This window comes from Bradyrhizobium septentrionale (genome assembly GCF_011516645.4).
Taxonomy (GTDB): domain Bacteria; phylum Pseudomonadota; class Alphaproteobacteria; order Rhizobiales; family Xanthobacteraceae; genus Bradyrhizobium; species Bradyrhizobium septentrionale.
In genome coordinates this window covers 3477493-3494324 of the sequence record NZ_CP088285.1, presented here as the reverse complement: position 1 = coordinate 3494324, position 16832 = coordinate 3477493, and the positions used below count along the sequence as shown (strand labels likewise).

General features: G+C 64.5%; 13 protein-coding genes. 6 read left to right on the top strand and 7 right to left on the bottom strand.

Annotation, left to right across the window (positions count from 1 at the left end):
• Positions 1 to 7 precede the first annotated feature (7 nt).
• A complete protein-coding gene (locus tag HAP48_RS18260) occupies positions 8 to 808 on the bottom strand; it encodes an enoyl-CoA hydratase-related protein (protein WP_166211794.1) in 801 nt (266 codons plus the stop codon).
• A gap of 179 nt (positions 809 to 987) precedes the next feature.
• On the opposite strand from HAP48_RS18260, the gene HAP48_RS18255 reads away from it, so the two are divergent.
• Together HAP48_RS18255 and HAP48_RS18250 are read left to right on the top strand one after the other, a co-directional pair.
• Positions 988 to 1962: a ketopantoate reductase family protein gene (locus HAP48_RS18255; protein WP_166211797.1), complete on the top strand. Its 975-nt coding sequence runs from the start codon at positions 988 to 990 to the stop codon at positions 1960 to 1962.
• A 40-nt stretch (positions 1963 to 2002) separates the two neighbouring features.
• The gene (locus tag HAP48_RS18250) at positions 2003 to 2782 is read left to right on the top strand and encodes an SDR family oxidoreductase (protein WP_166211801.1); all 780 of its coding nucleotides are present in this window, start codon (positions 2003 to 2005) and stop codon (positions 2780 to 2782) included.
• 96 nt (positions 2783 to 2878) lie between these two features.
• Here the strand turns inward: HAP48_RS18250 and HAP48_RS18245 are convergent, their stop codons facing one another.
• Together HAP48_RS18245 and HAP48_RS18240 are read right to left on the bottom strand one after the other, a co-directional pair.
• Positions 2879 to 3571 (bottom strand): aspartate/glutamate racemase family protein, encoded by a 693-nt coding sequence (locus HAP48_RS18245; RefSeq protein ID WP_166211804.1) that lies wholly within the window; start codon positions 3569 to 3571, stop codon positions 2879 to 2881.
• A gap of 51 nt (positions 3572 to 3622) precedes the next feature.
• Positions 3623 to 4303: an alpha/beta hydrolase family protein gene (locus tag HAP48_RS18240; RefSeq protein WP_166211807.1), complete on the bottom strand. Its 681-nt coding sequence runs from the start codon at positions 4301 to 4303 to the stop codon at positions 3623 to 3625.
• 272 nt (positions 4304 to 4575) lie between these two features.
• On the opposite strand from HAP48_RS18240, the gene HAP48_RS18235 reads away from it, so the two are divergent.
• Entirely contained in the window at positions 4576 to 6411 is a 1836-nt protein-coding gene (locus HAP48_RS18235) for a di-heme-cytochrome C peroxidase (protein WP_166211810.1), read from the top strand.
• A 202-nt stretch (positions 6412 to 6613) separates the two neighbouring features.
• On the opposite strand, the gene HAP48_RS18230 is transcribed toward HAP48_RS18235, so the two are convergent.
• Positions 6614 to 8149: an aspartate ammonia-lyase gene (locus tag HAP48_RS18230; protein WP_166211813.1), complete on the bottom strand. Its 1536-nt coding sequence runs from the start codon at positions 8147 to 8149 to the stop codon at positions 6614 to 6616.
• A gap of 342 nt (positions 8150 to 8491) precedes the next feature.
• On the opposite strand from HAP48_RS18230, the gene HAP48_RS18225 reads away from it, so the two are divergent.
• Together HAP48_RS18225 and HAP48_RS18220 are read left to right on the top strand one after the other, a co-directional pair.
• On the top strand, positions 8492 to 9184 hold the full coding sequence (locus tag HAP48_RS18225; RefSeq protein WP_166216271.1) for a hypothetical protein: 693 nt from the start codon (positions 8492 to 8494) through the stop codon (positions 9182 to 9184).
• A gap of 1065 nt (positions 9185 to 10249) precedes the next feature.
• Complete coding sequence (locus HAP48_RS18220; protein ID WP_166211816.1) at positions 10250 to 12292, top strand: S9 family peptidase; 2043 nt, start codon at positions 10250 to 10252, stop codon at positions 12290 to 12292.
• Between the two features lie 139 nt (positions 12293 to 12431).
• Here HAP48_RS18220 and HAP48_RS18215 read toward each other — a convergent pair whose 3' ends face one another.
• Entirely contained in the window at positions 12432 to 13280 is an 849-nt protein-coding gene (locus tag HAP48_RS18215) for a tetratricopeptide repeat protein (RefSeq protein ID WP_166211819.1), read from the bottom strand.
• A gap of 185 nt (positions 13281 to 13465) precedes the next feature.
• Here HAP48_RS18215 and HAP48_RS18210 point away from each other — a divergent pair, with 185 nt between their 5' ends.
• Positions 13466 to 14719 carry a glycosyltransferase family 87 protein gene (locus HAP48_RS18210; RefSeq protein ID WP_166211822.1) on the top strand — a complete coding sequence of 418 codons (1254 nt, stop codon included), beginning with the start codon at positions 13466 to 13468 and terminating at the stop codon, positions 14717 to 14719.
• On the opposite strand, the gene HAP48_RS18205 is transcribed toward HAP48_RS18210, so the two are convergent.
• Positions 14700 to 15446, bottom strand: coding sequence for an SDR family oxidoreductase (locus HAP48_RS18205; protein WP_166211825.1), 747 nt, complete (start codon positions 15444 to 15446; stop codon positions 14700 to 14702). The genes HAP48_RS18210 and HAP48_RS18205 overlap by 20 nt on opposite strands.
• Positions 15446 to 16831 carry an FAD-binding oxidoreductase gene (locus HAP48_RS18200; protein WP_166211828.1) on the bottom strand — a complete coding sequence of 462 codons (1386 nt, stop codon included), beginning with the start codon at positions 16829 to 16831 and terminating at the stop codon, positions 15446 to 15448. Before HAP48_RS18200 ends, HAP48_RS18205 begins: the two co-directional genes overlap by 1 nt.
• Position 16832 lies beyond the last annotated feature (1 nt).

Sequence of the window (16832 nt, the reverse complement as noted above, 5' to 3'; positions counted from 1 at the left end):
GCGGGTCTTACGCCGTGCCGCCACCCCAGCGGCCGGCGCGCTTCTCGGCGAAGGACGCGAGCCCTTCGGCCGCTTCGGCGGTCTGCCGCTTGGCCGAATGCAGATGGACGAGACGCTTGTAGGCCTCGTCGTCCACCGCCATGCCGCCGAACGAGCTTTCCATCGCGAGCTTCTTCGTCTCGGCCATCGCATCCGGTGCGTTGCCGAGCAGCTGCTCCACGACCTTGGCGCCGGCGCTTTCGAGATCGGCGAGCGGCACCACTTCATGCACGAGGCCGATGCGGCGCGCATCCTCGGCGCCGAAACGTTCGCCGGTCAGCGCATAGCGCCGCACCTGTCGGACGCCGATGGCGTCGCACAGCTGCGGGATGATGATCGCCGCGGTCAGGCCCCAGCGCACCTCGGTGATCGAGAACAGCGCGTTATCCGCCGCAATCACCACATCGCAGGCCGAGATCACGCCGGTGCCGCCGCCGAAGCAGCCGCCCTGCACCAGCGCGACGGTCGGGACCGGCAGCGTGTTGAGGCGCTGCACCGCCTCGAACGTGGCGCGCGACGCTACCTCGTTCTCCTCTGATGATTTCGGCCGCACGCCGTTGATCCATTTCAGGTCGGCACCGGCCTGGAAATGCTTGCCGTTGCCCTTGAGCACCACGACGCGCACCGGCTTGGTCGAGAGATCGTCGATCGCGGCCAGCACGCCCGCAATCAGCGCGCCGTCATAGGCATTGTTGACCTCGGGGCGATTCAGCGTGACGGTCGCGACCCCGCGCGCATCGAGGCTCCACAGGACTGGGCTGGCCGACATAACGTTTCTCCCTGGTTCGGCATTGCTCTTGCCTTGTACTAGCCTTGCACTATGGCGAGCGGAGATGCCTTGATCCATCACTTTCGAGCGCGCGCGACCGCGCCACGTGCATGACGGGTTGCGCGATGCCCCGCGCTTGTGGAAACTGACGCGGCACGTTGCAAGGAATTGTTCCACTCATGCGCATTTGCATTTTCGGCGCGGGCGCCGTCGGCAGCCATTTCGCGGTCCGGCTGGCACGCGCCGGCCACGATGTGTCCTGCGTGATGCGCGGGCCGCATCTCGACGCGGTCAGGACCAACGGATTGACGCTCGAGGTCGGCGGCACCAGGGTCACCGCAAAGGTAAAGGCGTCGGCCGATCCCGCCGAGCTCGGGCCGCAGGACGTCATCATCAGCACGCTGAAGGCCACCGGCATCGGCGCGCTCGCAACCGGGCTGTTGCCGCTGCTTCAGCGCGACACCGCGATCGTGTTCGCGCAGAACGGCATTCCCTGGTGGTACGATCTCGGCCTGCCGCCAAAACATCCCGCCATCCCCGATCTCGGCTTTCTCGATCCCGGCGGGCGTCTGCGCAGCGCCGTCCCGAAGGAACGGATCATCGGCGGCGTGATCTTCTCGTCCAACGAGGTGATCGCGCCCGGCGTGGCGGCGAACCTGTCACCGGATCGCAATCGCCTCCTGATCGGCGAGTGCGACGATCGGCAGAGCAAGCGCATCGCCCAGCTGCGTGCGGCGCTCAATGACGCCTCGATCGAATCGCCCGAGGTCACGGAAATCCGCGAGACGATCTGGTCGAAACTGCTCACCAACATGTCGATGTCGGTGCTCTGCCTGCTGACCGGGCTGACCGCACGTGCCGTCCGCGACGATCCGACACTGCAGGACGTCATCCCGCGCCTGCTCGACGAGGCCAATGCCGTGGCGACGCGCTACATCCCTGCGGTCAAGCGCGTCACCCGCAGCGGGCCGGCGCCCGACCACAAGCCCTCGATCCTGCAGGATTACGAGCTCGGCCGCGCCATGGAGATCGACGTGCTGGTGCGCGCACCGGGGGCGTTTGCCCGCGCTGCTGATCTCTCGACCCCGATGCTCGACCTGATGGCCGCGCTCGCGATCCAGAAGGCGCGTGACAAGGACCTGTATCAGGGCTGACAATCCGCCCCACCACGATAACAAGCAGGGACATCAAACCATGCACGTCAAGGACAAGGTCTGCGTCGTCACCGGCGGCGCGAGCGGGATCGGCGAAGCGGTGGCGCGCGCCTATGCGGAGGCCGGCGCCCGCGGCGTCGTGGTCGCCGATCTCAAGACCTCGCGCGACCGGCTCGCCAGCGTCGCCGGCGATATCGACGGGCTTGCGGTCACCGCCGATGTCGGGCTCGAGGAGGACATCAGGGCGCTGATCGCCGCGGCCGAGGACAAATATGGCCCGGTCGACGTGTTCTTCTCCAATGCCGGATTGTCGCGCAAGGGACAGGAAGGCGCGTCCGATGCCGACTGGGATGTGAGCTGGCGGGTGCATGTGATGAGTCACGTGTTCGCGGCGCGTGTGCTGGTGCCCGGCATGCTGGCACGCGGCTCCGGCTATCTCATCAACACCGCATCGGCCGCGGGGCTACTGGCCTCGCTGAACTCGATGCCTTACGGCGTGACCAAGAGCGCCGCGGTCGCGCTCGCCGAACATCTCGCCATCCAGTATGGCGATCGCGGCATCCGCGTCTCCGTGCTCTGTCCGCAATCGGTGCAAACCGGCATGACGACGCCGGGTCCGAGCGCGGCGCGCGTCGACGGCGTGCTGCAGGCACCAGAGGTGGCGCGGATGGTGATCGAGGCGATGGCCGAGGAGCGCTTCCTGATTCTCTCGCATCCGCAGGTGCAGGAATACATGCAGCGCAAGGCCACCAATCGCGAGCGCTGGCTCGCCGGCATGCGCCGCCTGCGCGACCGGATCTATGGCGGTGCGGTGCCTTAGGCAGTCTCACCGTCATTGCGAGCAAGCGAAGCAATCCATACCGGTGCTTGTAGAGAAGTGGATTGCTTCGTCGCTTCGCTCCTCGCAATGACGAGGTCACTCCTTTGGAGCTAGCGCGAATCCTTCGAGCAATCCGATGTACTTTTTCGCCGCCGGCGAAGCGTAAGCGCCTCGGCGTGACGTCGTGAGCTTGAGACCGGCGAGCGCTTCCGCCTGCTTCACGGCGGCGGCGACGCCATCGACCACGGGAACGCCGAATTGCACCGACAGCTCATGCGCAAGATCGGCCATGCCCGCACAGCCGAGCACGATGGCGTCGGCCCCCTTCTCCAGCGCCCGCGCAATCTCCGCCTGCAGCTTTGGCCTGGCGCCCGAGCCCGGCTTCTCGAGATCGAGCACTGCGACGTCGCAGGCAGTGACCACGGCGCGGTCAGCAAAGCCGTAGCGGCGGACCAGCTCTTCCAGCGGCACGATCGAGCGCGGCAGCGTGGTGACGATGCCGATGCGTTTAGCGATCTGTCCGGCCGTGACCAGCGCCGCTTCGCAGATGCCGACCACCGGGTAGCGCGCTGCCGACCGCGCGGCATCGAGCCCGGTGTCGTCGAAGCAGCCGATGATGCCGGCGGCCGCATCGGGCGTCTTCAACAGCGCCTCGATCAGGCCGGGAACGGCAAACGCCTCGTCGTAGAAGCCCTCGATCGAGGCCGGCCCCATCGACGAGGTGACCGCCACGATCTCGGTGCCGGATGCGGCAACCGCCTGCGCGGCGGTGGCGATGGTCGCGGTCATCGACACGGTGGTGTTGGGATTGACATCAGGATCTTTGTCATGGGTTACGACTCACGAATGCTTGGCCACCCACGCCGCGAACGCATCGAGCAACTCGGCCATCACCTCGCGGTCGTTGCGGCCGGAGCGCTTGAGGACATGGAAGGAGTGATCGGCCTCCTGCACCAGATGCAGCGTCGCACGGCTACCCAGCGCCTTCACCACAGGCTCGAGCAGGTCGAGCTCGGCCAGCGCATCGCGGGTGCCCTGCAGGAACAGCATCGGGACCTTGACCTCGGCGAGATGTTTGGCCCGCTCGCTCGACGGCTGGCCGGCGGGATGCAGGGGGAAGCCGAGAAACACCAGCCCGCGCACGCCGGCGAGCGGCGCTTTCGCCTGCGCCTGCGAGGTCATGCGTCCGCCGAACGACTTGCCGCCGGCGAACAGCGGCAGTTCGCCGCAACGCCGCGCAGTCTCCGCCACCGCGGCGCGCACCGTTGCCTGCGCGACGGCGGGCGGATCGGGCCGCTTGCTGCCCTTCTCCATGTAGGGAAACTGATAGCGCAGCGTCGCGATGCCGCGCTCGGCGAGGCCGACCGCAATCGACTCCATCGAGGCATGCGCCATGCCGGCGCCGGCGCCATGCGCAAACACATAAGCCGCACGCGGCTGCGCCGGGCGCAGCAGCAGCGCGGACACCGTGCTGTCGTCCGAGATCGTGATCGTGAGCGGTTGCGCGCCTGACGCGTTCAAGATGATATCTCGAAGAATTGTTGCGCCGTTAGTTCTAGCCGTAGGCCTTGATGCGCGCAAATGCCGCCGCGACGACGCCGCAAGTGAGATGGCTCACAGCCGATCAACATTTCCTTTGCAACATTGCCTTTGCAACATTTCCGTTGTTAGACCAAGAGCCGCCACTGTAGGATGGCGCGCAGCATGACACACGCAGAACGCGAACTTGTTTTCGGCGATTTTTAACATCTCGTCCATATGACGCGCGGGTACCACGAATTGGGGGACGGGGCATGCCTCGCAAGACGATCTTCTTCATCGGACTGCTGATTGTCGCCGGCGTCCTCTACTTCAAGGACGATATCGAAACGGTGGTGAGCGGCTTCCGCGTCAAGGTCGTCGACTACCAACCGCCGGCAAAGAGCGTGTGGCTGGATCAGAATGTCAGCGCCGAGCGGCTGCGCTGGTTCTATCACGCCGACCAGGGCACCCGGACCTTCGGCATTCCCCATGAATGGTTCATGGCGCTGGAACAGCCGACGGTGTGGCCGCTGTTCACGGCGGCGCCGCGGCTCAGCGAGACCAATTATCTCGGCCGCTTCGGCTTTATTCCCGACACCGTGATCCCGGGCAAGCCCGATGCGCTGCCGATCGGCTTCGCGCAGGGCACTCCGATGACGGATGCCAACGGCGCGCCCTGGCGCAACCCGCACAGCAAGGCCGACATGACCGGGGTCGGACTGACCTGCGCGGCCTGTCACACCGGAAGCTTCACCTATCGCGGTACCGAGATCGTGATCGACGGCGGACCGGCCAACACCAATCTGTTCGAATTCCAGAAGAGCGTCGGCGTCTCGCTGCTCTTGACCCGGTTCTGGCCGGGCCGCTTCTCGCGCTTTGCCGACGAGATCCTCGGCAAGGATGCGAGCCTCGACGAGCGCATGGCGCTGCGCGGCCAGCTCGATCTGGTGCTGAAGCAATACGCCAACATCAATTCGTTGGAGACCAAGGTCGCCGCCAACAGCGTCGAGGAAGGCTATGCGCGGCTCGACGCGCTGAACCGGATCGGCAACCAGGTGTTCTCGATCGACCTGAACAATCCGGACAACTACGCCTCGCATTCGGCGCCGGTGCATTTCCCGCGGATCTGGAACGCGCCATGGTTCAGCTGGGTGCAATATGACGGCTCGATCATGCAGCCGATGGTACGCAACGCCGGCGAGGCGCTCGGCGTCAGCGCCGAGCTCAATCTGCTCGACGAGTCCCGAGGCCTGTTCAAATCGAGCGCGCGGATCGACGTGCTGCACGAGATGGAGCGGATGATCGCCGGCGAGCCGCCCAGCGAGGACAAGGGCTTTGGCGGCCTGGCGTCGCCGAAATGGCCGGAGAAAATCCTGCCGCAGATCGACATGCCTCTCGCGACGATAGGCGGCGGGCTCTACAAGACGCATTGTCAGGGCTGCCATGGCCCGGCGATCAACAGCAAGGCGCTGCCGTCGGGCGAAGCCTTTGCGCTGTTCAAGGACAAGAAGCGCTGGATCAAGAACGACGCCGGCCAGCCGCTGCTCGACGTCGAGATGATTCCGATCAGCCTGATCGGCACCGACAGCGCGCAGGCCGAGGGCCTTGCGAGCCGCATCGTCGAGACGCCGGCCAATCTGAAGATCAAGGACGGCAGTTTCGGACCCGCGCTCGGCGACCTCGTCGAGAAGGCCGTCAACTATTGGTACGACCAGAACAAGACTCCGCCGGAGGATCGCAAGCGCATCAACGGCTACCGGCCGAACGAGATCCAGGCGCCGCTCGCCTACAAGGTCCGGCCGCTCAACGGCATCTGGGCGACGCCGCCCTACCTGCACAACGGATCGGTCCCGACCATCTACGCGCTGCTGTCGCCGGTGAGGGAGCGTCCCTCGACCTTCTATCTCGGCAGCCGCGAGTATGATCCCAAGGATCTCGGCTATGCCTGGAAGGACAAGATCAAGAACGGCTTCGTGCTCGACACCACCAAGCGCGGCAACAGCAATGCCGGACACGAATTCTCGAACGAGAAGCGCACCGGTGTGATCGGGCCGGAGCTGACGGAAAACGAGCGCCGCGCTTTGATCGAGTTCATCAAGACGCTGTAAGCCCCGAAGGGACTGCGCCCCCTCTCCCGCGAGGCAGGGCCACTGCAGATGCGCTCGATCCATCCACAAGCTCGTCATGCCCGGCCTTGTGCCGGGCATCCACGTCTTGGCTTCCGCGTGAGAAAGACGTGGATGGCCGGGACAAGCCCGGCCATGACGAGCTCGCTCGGCTCACTTCTGAGGCTTGCTCTCAACCCGTTCCTCACCCCTTCGGCGCGGGCTGCCGGCGCGCCGGGCGGGTCATGGCTTCGAGCTCGAGCAACTCGTTGAGCTGCGCCTCGGTCAGGAGCTTTTCCTCCAGCACGATATCGGCGACCGAGCGGTTCTCCTTCAGCGCACGGCGCGCCACGCGCGATGAGGCCTCATAGCCGAGCGCCGGCGCCAGCGCCGTGATCAGGCCGATCGAGCCCTGCACCAGGCTGCGGCAACGTTCGCGATCGGCTTCGATGCCGTCGACGCATCGCTTGGTCAGGGTATCGATCGCCGCGGTCAGCATCCGCAGCGAGCTCAGCACGCAGTAGCCGATGGTCGGCTCGAACGCGTTGAGCTGGAGCTGGCCGCCTTCGGCGCACATCGTCACCGTGAGATCGTGCCCGATCACGAGGAAAGCGACCTGGTTGACCACCTCGGGGATCACCGGGTTGACCTTGCCGGGCATGATCGACGAGCCGGCCTGCACCGCAGGCAACCGAATCTCGCCGATGCCGGTGCGCGGCCCCGACGACAGCAGGCGAAGGTCGTTGCAGATCTTCGACACCTTGACCGCGACGCGTTTCAGCACGCCCGAGAACAGCACGAAGGCGCCGAGGTCGGAGGTCGCCTCGATCAGGTTCGAGGCCAGCACCATCGGCTGGCCGGACAGCCGCGACAATTCCTCGACCGCAAGCGCGGCGTAGCGCGGGTCGGCGTTGATCCCGGTGCCGATCGCGGTGGCGCCGAGATTGACCTCGCGGAACAGCGAGGAGATCTCGTTCAGCCGTGCGACGTCTTCCTTCACGGTGGCGTGGAAGGCGTCGAACTCCTGACCGAGCGTCATCGGCACCGCGTCCTGGAGCTGGGTGCGGCCCATCTTCAAAACGTCGGCAAATTCCACCGCCTTGCCCTTGAAGGCGTAGGCGAGGTCATCCAGCGCGCGCACCAGCGGCTGGGTGGCAAAAATCACCGCGAGCCGCAGCGCGGTCGGATAGGCGTCATTGGTCGATTGCGCCATGTTGACGTCGTCGTTCGGATGCAGCGTGTGATAATCGCCAGGCTTCTTGCCCATCAATCGCAGCGCGACGTTGGCGATCACCTCGTTGGCGTTCATGTTGGTCGAGGTGCCGGCGCCGCCCTGGATCGCATCGACGACAAAAGACTCGGCATAGACCTTGTCGGTCGCGATCAGGGTGCAGGCCTTGTCGATCGCATCGGCCTTTTCGGGCGAGAGATAGCCGAGCCGCTTGTTGGCGCGGGCGGCCGCCTGCTTCACCAGCGCCAGCGCGCGGACGAATTCCGGAAAGTGGCCGACCGGCACGCCGGTGATCGGAAAGTTCACCACCGCGCGCTTGGTATGGATGCCCCACAGCGCGTTGGCCGGCACATCGTCCTCGCCGAGCAGATCGTGCTCGGTGCGGGACTGCGCCTGCTCGATCGGCACGGTGCGGACGGTTGCGATCGCAAGCTCGCTCACGCCGCCGCTCTCGCCGGAGGGTGGCGCGGCGCCCGCGGTGTTGGCGGTCTCAACCTTCGATTCGGCCATCGGTCCCTCCGTTACCTCTTGCAAATCCTGTCGTCAGCGACACCGGCCATGATGCGCCCGACAGGCATCGAAAGCCAATGCCTGTCGGCAGAGTGTTGCACACCGGTGAACGGAACGACGCGTGAAAAGCAGCATTGGTGCGCGCCGAACCGGGAATAGAGGACTTGCCTTATCCGTCACGATAACAACAGCTTATAGCTCCATCCCGCGGTTCGCGCCGCGGCAGATGCGGCTGCTTTCTCCGCGGCGCCATCGCGTGCTAGATCAGCATCGACTGGCGCAAGGGCGCTGCCGACATTGAACGAACCAAGGGCCAAAGCCGTGTCCAACAACAACGAAGCGATGACCATCAAATTCCGCTGTCCGGCGGAGCTCGAGGGCAAGATTCCGCCGCCGGTGCCCGCGTCATTAGGCCTTCCCGGATGGCTCAAGGCGATGCCGACGCAGTCCTTCAATGCGATGAGCAATCGCGAGGAGGATACCGTCAAGCGCTGCCCGCCATTCGTCGATGCGATGACATCAGGTTTCCTGTTGCCGCTGGTCTGCGATCTCAAGGTCGAGAATGGCGCGATCACATGGGACAACGACCTTCCGGCCGGGGGCGAGCTCGAATTCCCGCGCTCGCCGGTCGGATTCCACGACGAAAGCCAGGTGGTCGGCTCGCCGCTGTTCGAGGCCGACCGCTTCGTCATCAAGTTTGTCAATCTGTGGACCATCGAGGCGCCGGCGGGCTACTCGCTGTTCTTCACGCATCCGGTCAATCGGTTCGACCTGCCGTTCACCACACTGACCGGCCTGGTCGATTGCGATCTGTTTCACGACAGCTGGATTCATTTCCCAGCACGCTGGCACGACACCAATTTCAACGGCGTGTTGCCCAAGGGCACGCCGATTGCGCAATGCTTCCCGGTGAAGCGCGAAAACTGGGTCCCGCAGACCGCGGCGATGACGCCGGATGAAACATCGCGCGCACAGGAACTGTCCAAGAGGATCGCCCGCGAGTCTGGGCTCTATCGTCGGCAATTCCGGACGTAGATCGGCGGGCGAGACCGCGTCGCAGTCGGCTTCGGTGCAACCTGGCACGACTATCGATTCCGTCATCCTGAGGAGCGCGTAGCGCGTCTCGAAGGATCGACGGCCCCCAGCCGGGCCGCGCATCCTTCGAGGCTCGCCCAGCGGCGCAATTGCGCGCAAAGCTCGCACCTCCAGTGACAAAGGCGAAGCCTTTGCGCGGGGACGACGGGGTGGGTTCGGATTCGAATGTCAAACAGCGTGTTCGGTGTCATCACCCGCGCATGCGGGTGATCCAGTATTCCAGAGACGCTAGTGCTTGAGCCGAGGGGCCGCGGCGTACTGGATCGCCCGGTCGAGCCGGGCGATGACAGTGTGGGTGGGACGCAGGTTCGCATTCTCGCGACATGATTGCCCGAGCTTTGCATCTCGTTCCGCCCTCTCCTTGAACAGAGGGCGCAGGGAAAGCCGGGTGCCGATCGCACCCATGGGCCCCGAGCAAAGGGTAGAAAGCTCGGGGGTAGGATCACAGGTGTAACCGGAAACACTCCGGCTTTCCCTGCGCGATGGGTTACGGCTTATTTCGTGCTCTCCCCGGCGAGACTGGGCTTGTTTGTCACCGCCTTCGCAACCACGCTTTCGCGTCTTGCGAGAGGACACCTGCCGCTAGGGCGTCAGGACCACACGACTTCACCGTCCGCTTCAGTCACGTTCGTCAGTTGTGACATCAGCGTCCACCGCATCTCACCGCAACACCCGTGACGACCGCGAAGCGCCCCTCGATCGGGTGAGACGGCTGTTGCTATAGCATTGAGTTGCACTTCTGATAAAGCGAAATATTTTTGCCGTGGGGACTTGCGCCGTCGGGCAACTCAGTGGCAGGGGTGCCGCGCCCACCCGGCCCCATCTTCGATCAGGGGAGCGTCTCCCGATGGATCGGGCGCGGTCAAGCATTCGTTCTCGCTTAGGTTAGATCATCACGCATCGGTGTCCGCCTGACGACAGCAAGCGATGTAAGATGCCCGGCGCGTCACCTGAAGTTGAAATGACGGCGGCAACAAGGTTGCCGCCGCGGTGTGGGAGCGGAATATGAAGACCTTCGTTCTGCTGGCTTCAGTGCTTGCTATCCTCGCTGCACCGCTCACCGTTCGAGCGGAACAGCCGCCGATCCTCGACAGGACCCTGTTCTTCGGCGACGACGACATCGCCGGCGAGCGGATTTCGCCGGATGGGCAGTTCGTTTCCTTTCTGAAGCCCTATAAGGGCACCCGCAACATTTGGGTGAAACGAACCGGCGAGCCGTTCAGCGCCGCGCGCCCCCTCAGCGCCCAGACCAAACGGCCGGTCAGCGGCTATTTCTGGAGCCAGGATTCGAAATTCATCCTGTTTGTTCAGGATGCCGGCGGCGATGAGAATTTCAACGTGTACGCGATCGATCCGACGCTCGCAGCCGACCCGGCAACCGGCGTGCCGCCGACACGCGCGCTGACCGACCTGCAGCATGTTCGAACCGTGATCTACTCCGTGCCCAAGACCAAGCCTGACATCATCTATATCGGCCTGAACGACCGCGATGCCCGCTGGCATGACCTGTACGAATTGCGTCTGTCGACCGGCGAGAAGACGCTGCTGCGCAAGAACACGGAGCGCATCGGCAACTGGGTGTTCGATCACGACGGCACGATGCGGATGGCCGTGCGCCTGACCGCAACGGGAAACAAGGAGTTCCTGCGCATTGATCCGGATGAATTCAAGCTTATCTACAGCTGCGACGTGCTGGAATCCTGCGGCCAGTCGGGTTTCGACGCGGAGAACAGACTGGTTTACCTGGTGACCAACCGGGGACCACTGAATCTGACTGAACTGGAAATGCTGGATCCGGCGACCGGCGCCACGACGACGGTCGAAAGCGATCCGCAAAAGCGCGTCGATTTCGGTGGTGTCATCCTCTCCGTCGCGGATCATCGCGTTCTTTTCACGAAGTACGAGGACGACGGCGTTCGGCGGTACTTCAAGGATTCCGCATTTGAGACGCAGCTTCGCTGGCTGGAGTCGCAACTTCCCGGCAAGGAAGTGCGCCTTGGCGCTCGAACCACGGACGAGAGCCTGTGGATCGTCAGCGCGCACAGCGACACCGATCCGGGCGACATCTATGTGTGGAATCCGGGAGCGCAGACCCTGGCGCTGCAATACCGCGTCCGCGAGGCAATACCGCGTGCCGCGCTTTCGGAACGCCGGCCCTATCATTACAAATCGTCAGACGGGCTTGATATTCCAGCCTATCTGACACTGCCGAAGGGCTTGCCGGCGACGAACTTGCCCTTGATCGTCAATCCGCACGGCGGTCCCTGGGCGCAGGACATGTTCGGCTACAACGGCTTTGCTCAATTCCTTGCCAACCGCGGCTACGCCGTGCTGCAGCCGAACTTCCGAGGTTCAACCGGATACGGCAAGGCTTACCTCAACGCCGGAAACGGCGAATGGGGCCGAAAAATGCAGGACGACCTGACCTGGGGCGTGAAGGCGTTGGTGGCCGATGGAACGGTGGACCCAAAGCGGGTCGGCATCGTCGGCATCTCCTACGGCGGCTATGCGACGCTCGCCGGCGTGACGTTTACACCCAACCTTTACGCTGCAGCCGTGGATATCGTGGGGCCATCCAATCTCGTCACGCAACTCGACCTGATGCCGGCATATTGGGAAGCCGGCAAGAAGGCGATGTACACGCGCGTCGCAGATCCGACGACCGCGGAGGGCAGATCCCTTCTGATCGCCGCATCGCCGCTCACACGGGCGAGCGATATCGTGACGCCGTTGATGGTGGTCCAGGGCAAGAACGATCCGCGCGTCAATATCCGGGAGAGCAATCAGATCGTCGCCGCCGTCCGCGACAACGGAAAGCCCGTCGAATATCTCGTCGCCCCCGATGAGGGCCACGGCTTTGCACGACCGATCAACAATCTTGCAATGATGTCGGCAATCGAAGCGTTTCTGGCAAAGTATCTCGGCGGCCGTTACCAGGACGATGTCCCGGCCGACGTCGCGGCCAAGCTCAAGGAAATCAGGGTTGATCCGCTGACGGTCAGCGGCGCGGTTACCTCAAAGGAACCCGGCGCCGAACCGTCGAAGTAACAGCCTCAGGTCTGGCGGAGTTGATCTTATCTCCGCCGCTGCCCCAAAGGCCCAGGGCCGACATACATTCATGTCGGGTTCTACATCGCCGTTCGAAAGTGAAGCGGTCGCGAGTTTACGGGTGCAGGCTCCAGCAAAACTACCTGGGCTCGCCGAGGAATTTCGCAAACCCGCTGGGACGGAAGAAGAAGCGGCCATGCGATGACATGGTCAGCGCGGCCGTCGTGCGGCCGATCATTTGCGGCCGGCCGCGCAACGCCAGACGCAGATTGGCTTCGCCGCCGGCGCGGTCGCCCATTTCCAGAAGACAGGCGGAGTAGCTGAGGCGCGTCAGGGGGTCGTCGGGGCGCTGCGCCAGCACCTGACGATAGAGCTCCGCGGCGGCCGCGTAGTCGCCATCGAGCAGCAGCACACGCGCGAGCGCGGGCAGGATTGCGGGATGTCCCGGCGCCACAATGCGCAGCTTCTCCAGAATCTCGCGCGCTCGGTTGCGCTGATTGCAATCAGGCAGCAGCTGCGCGAGCAAGATCTGCAACTCGAGGGTCCCAGGCGCGAGAGCGATCGCGCTTTCGATCACGGCAACCGCCTGGTCGATGCGACCGGCCGCAGCCAATTGCCCTGCCAGTTCCTGAAATGCGGGAAGGAACGGTGGCCGCCGCGCGGTGGTTCGCCGCAACACATCGATCGCCTCGTTGCGGCGGCCGGCGGCGCCGAGCGCCGCGCCGAGCAGCGTCTCGATGCCGGCATCCTCGACGCGGCGGGCGGCTCGCTCGAGCGGCGCGATCGCCTCCTCGTTGCGGTTCTGCGCCATCAGCGCCCGCGCCAGGATCGAGGCCGCGCCGACATCGGTCCGGTTTGCCTTCAACACCTCCCCTGCCAGCCGCTCGGCCTCGACGACCTGCCTCATCTGCAACGCGACCACGGCGCGTTGCAGAACCGGGGATGGGCCGGGCCCACGATTGGCGGAAGGAGGCGGAGGTTTCGGCATGCGGCTCTCGATCAAATGGTCATCTCAGCCGTTACCATTGGCGCCGACGGAGCGTCCAGCGAAAGTCGCGTGAACGGTACCGGCGCCGGTCGAACACGGCACTTGGCACTACCCGGTTCCGCCCGGTTTTTCGACTGCTTAACCTATTCGATCTAGCCTGAATTGCCGTAACAGGGCCCGGCTTGATGTTCGCAACAACCCTCGAAACAATTCAGTCGACCGCGTCGAAGCGAACCGCCTACACACGTGGAATCCTCGCGCTGCTGGCCATCGCCATCGTCCTGAAGGCGGTGTGGTTGTGGCAGGTGGGGCTGGGGCATGGCCGCGAACTTGTCGACTTTGCCGCCTTCTACATCACCGCAAAGCTGGTCTGGCTCGGCGACATGGACCAGGCCTATCAGTTCGCGAAGCTCATCGTCATCCAGCGAGAGGCATCAGGCGGGCACAACGGCTTCATGTCGTGGACCTATCCGCCGCAATTTGGCCTGTTGCTGGCTCCGTTTGCGCTGATCCCGATCGGGCTCGCCTATCTGTTGTTCGCGGGCTCGACATTGGCGCTTTACTTCGCCGTGCTGCGTCGCCTTGCCGGAAGCCAGTTCGTGCTGGTGCTGATTGTCTTCTTTCCGACGATCGGGATCACGCTCGCATGCGGACAGAACGGTTTGCTCACGGCCGCGCTGATCGGGATGGTCTGCCTGTTCTTCGAAGAGCGGCCAGTCGTCGCCGGAGCGGCGCTTGGTCTCATGATCATCAAGCCGCATCTCGCCATAGCGTTAGCGGTCTACGCCATCCTGCGGCGCTCCTGGATCGTCGTGATGACGGCGGCCGCCGTCGTGCTGATCAGCTCGGCAATCTGCACGGCGGTGTTCGGCGTGGAGATCTGGAGCGCGTTCCTGCAAAGCGTACGCGATTCGTCGGTGTTCCTGGAGCAAGGCAACTATCCGATGCATCGCATGATCTCGATCTATGCGGCGTTGCGAACGGCGGGGTTGTCGGCGTCGGGATCGTTTATCGCCCAGGGCATCGTCGCCGTGCTGGCGCTCGCCGTCGTTCTCATTGCGGTCTACCGGACGATGCCCGCGCGTGAGAGCCTCGGCCTGACCGCAATCGTTTCGGTCTGCATCAGCCCTTATGCCTACGACTACGATTTCCTGGTCTTCAGCGTCGGCCTTGCGCTGTTGCTGCCGGCGCTGCTGGCAAACGCGCGGGAGTGGGAACGGGGAATCATCTACGCCTTGCCGATTCCGATCGGGGCGACCGGCTACCTGCAGGCGACGCAGATGGCGGCCTCCCACCAGCGCGCAGACTGGCTCGATGTGCTCTCGATCGGCGGCTTCGCATTCATTCCGCTGATCGCGCTGATTGTCGGAATTGTGCTGCTGCGCAGTTCAAGAACCGAGGCGATCAGCGAGACCAGTGTCAGATGCGCATCCGTTTGAAAATCGACTCCGGCAGCGCGCAGATGATGGTCATCACCAGCCAGAACCGTCTGGCCACATAGATCACATCGCGCGGCTTGGTCACGTCGGCCCGGAAGATATCCTCCGCAACCCGATCCGGATCGACCGTCAAAGGCGCCGGCAGCTTCATATGCGCCGTCATCCTGGTACGCACGAACCCCGGCTTGACGGTGACAACGCGGACCTTGCCGGCGAGCGCCAGACGATTGCGCAGGCCGGACAGGAATTGCGAGAAGCCGGCCTTGGACGCGCCGTAATAGTAGTTCGACGCCCGCCCGCGATCGCCGGCGACCGAGCTGACTCCGACGATGGTGCCCGAGCCCCGCTGCTTGAACGTTTGCGCGAACCGTTCGAGCAGCAGGCTGGGCGCCTCGAAATTCGTGCGCATGATCGTCGTCGCAAGCTCCGGATCGGTCTGGGCGCGCAGCTGGTCGCCGAGCTCGCCGACGACACACACGACGGTATCCGGAAGCAAGGGAAGGCCGGCGACAAAGCCGGCAAGCTGCCCGGTCTGCAAGACGTCCAGCACCTGAACCGACGTTTCGACGCCGCTTCGCGTCCTGATGTCGTCCGCGTTGCGCTTGGCGGCCTCGACATCACGGGCCGCCAGCATCACGCGCCATCCCGCTTTGGCATAGCGCAGCGCGGTCGCGTGCCCGATGTCCGAGCTGCCGCCAATCACCAGAACTGATTTTGTGTCGGTCATCAAATTCCAAGCCGTGCTGAGAGATGGGACGCGAGGCGCGTATTTGCCCCGGTCTGCCGCCGGATGTCCCGCAAGGCCGCGAGGCCGGGATATCCGGATTCGAATGTCGCGCGCGATTGTCGCGCGTCCTTGGCGAGGTACAGCCGGCCGCGGGCATCGACCACCAGCGCGTCGAGCTGGTCAAGAAACGCGAACAGCGTATCGGTGACAGGAAAGTCCATCGTTAGCGTATAGCCGCGAAGCGGAAACGACATCGGCCCTCCGCCATCGCCGAGCTGCTTGAGCACGGCCAGAAACGACGCATCGCCGCGCCGCGATACCCGATCCAGGATTTCGGCAAGGACGCGGCGCGCACGGTCGAGCGGAATCACGCATTGGTATTGCACGAAGCCACGCCGGCCGTAGATCCTGTTCCAATCGGCGATCGCATCGAGCGGAAAGAAATAGGGATCCCAATGCACCAGCCGCGGCTCGCCCTGACGCGCCGCGCCGCGGCGGAAGTACAGCTCGTTGAATGCCCGCATCGATGCGCGATTGAGCAGCCATCCGGGAAATCGCTCCGGCACCGACAGCCGCTGAGTGCGCGGGCCGGGGAACGGCGCGAGGTCGGGTCCCAGCATCTCCTTGTCGCGGCGCGTGGCGTGCTCGGCCAGATAGACCAGCGAGCGTCCGAGCGCCGCGCCGCGCGCAAGGCAATCGATCCAGGCCACCGAATAGGTGGCCGATGCGCTGCTTTCCAGCTGATCGATCGCCGCATCGAGATGGCCGGCGACGCGGGTGTCCTGCCGCAGCCACGCGGTCTCGATCGGGAGCAGCCGCAGCGTCGCATCGAGGATCACGCCGGTCAGGCCCATGCCGCCCACCGTCGCCGCGAACAGCGCGGCGTTCTCCGACCGTGAGCAGCTGACGATCTCGCCGCCCGGCAGCGCGAGGCGGAATGACTCAACGATAGTGCCGAAGCCGCCGTCGCGATGGTGGTTCTTGCCGTGCACGTCGGCGGCGATCGCGCCTCCCACCGTCACGAATTTCGTGCCGGGCACGACCTTTAAGAAGAAGCCGCGCGGCTCGAAGGCGGTGAGGATGTCCGCGATGGTCACGCCGGCTTCAACCGTCAATCGGGCGGTGGCGGCATCGAAGCTGCGCATCCGGTTCAGGCCGCGCGACGAAATCGTGGATTGCACACCGATCGCGGCATCGCCATAGGCCCGCCCTGCCCCGCGCGCCACGACGCCGGAGCGCGCAAGCAGATAGTCGCGCGCGCCTGCTTGGGTCTGCGGCGCCAGCAGCTCGGTCGACACTTTGGGATAGTTGCCCCAACCTGAGAGACGGATCCCGCTGGGATCAGAGGCCGCACTCACACGTTCTGGCAAGGCAACCGCCGGCATC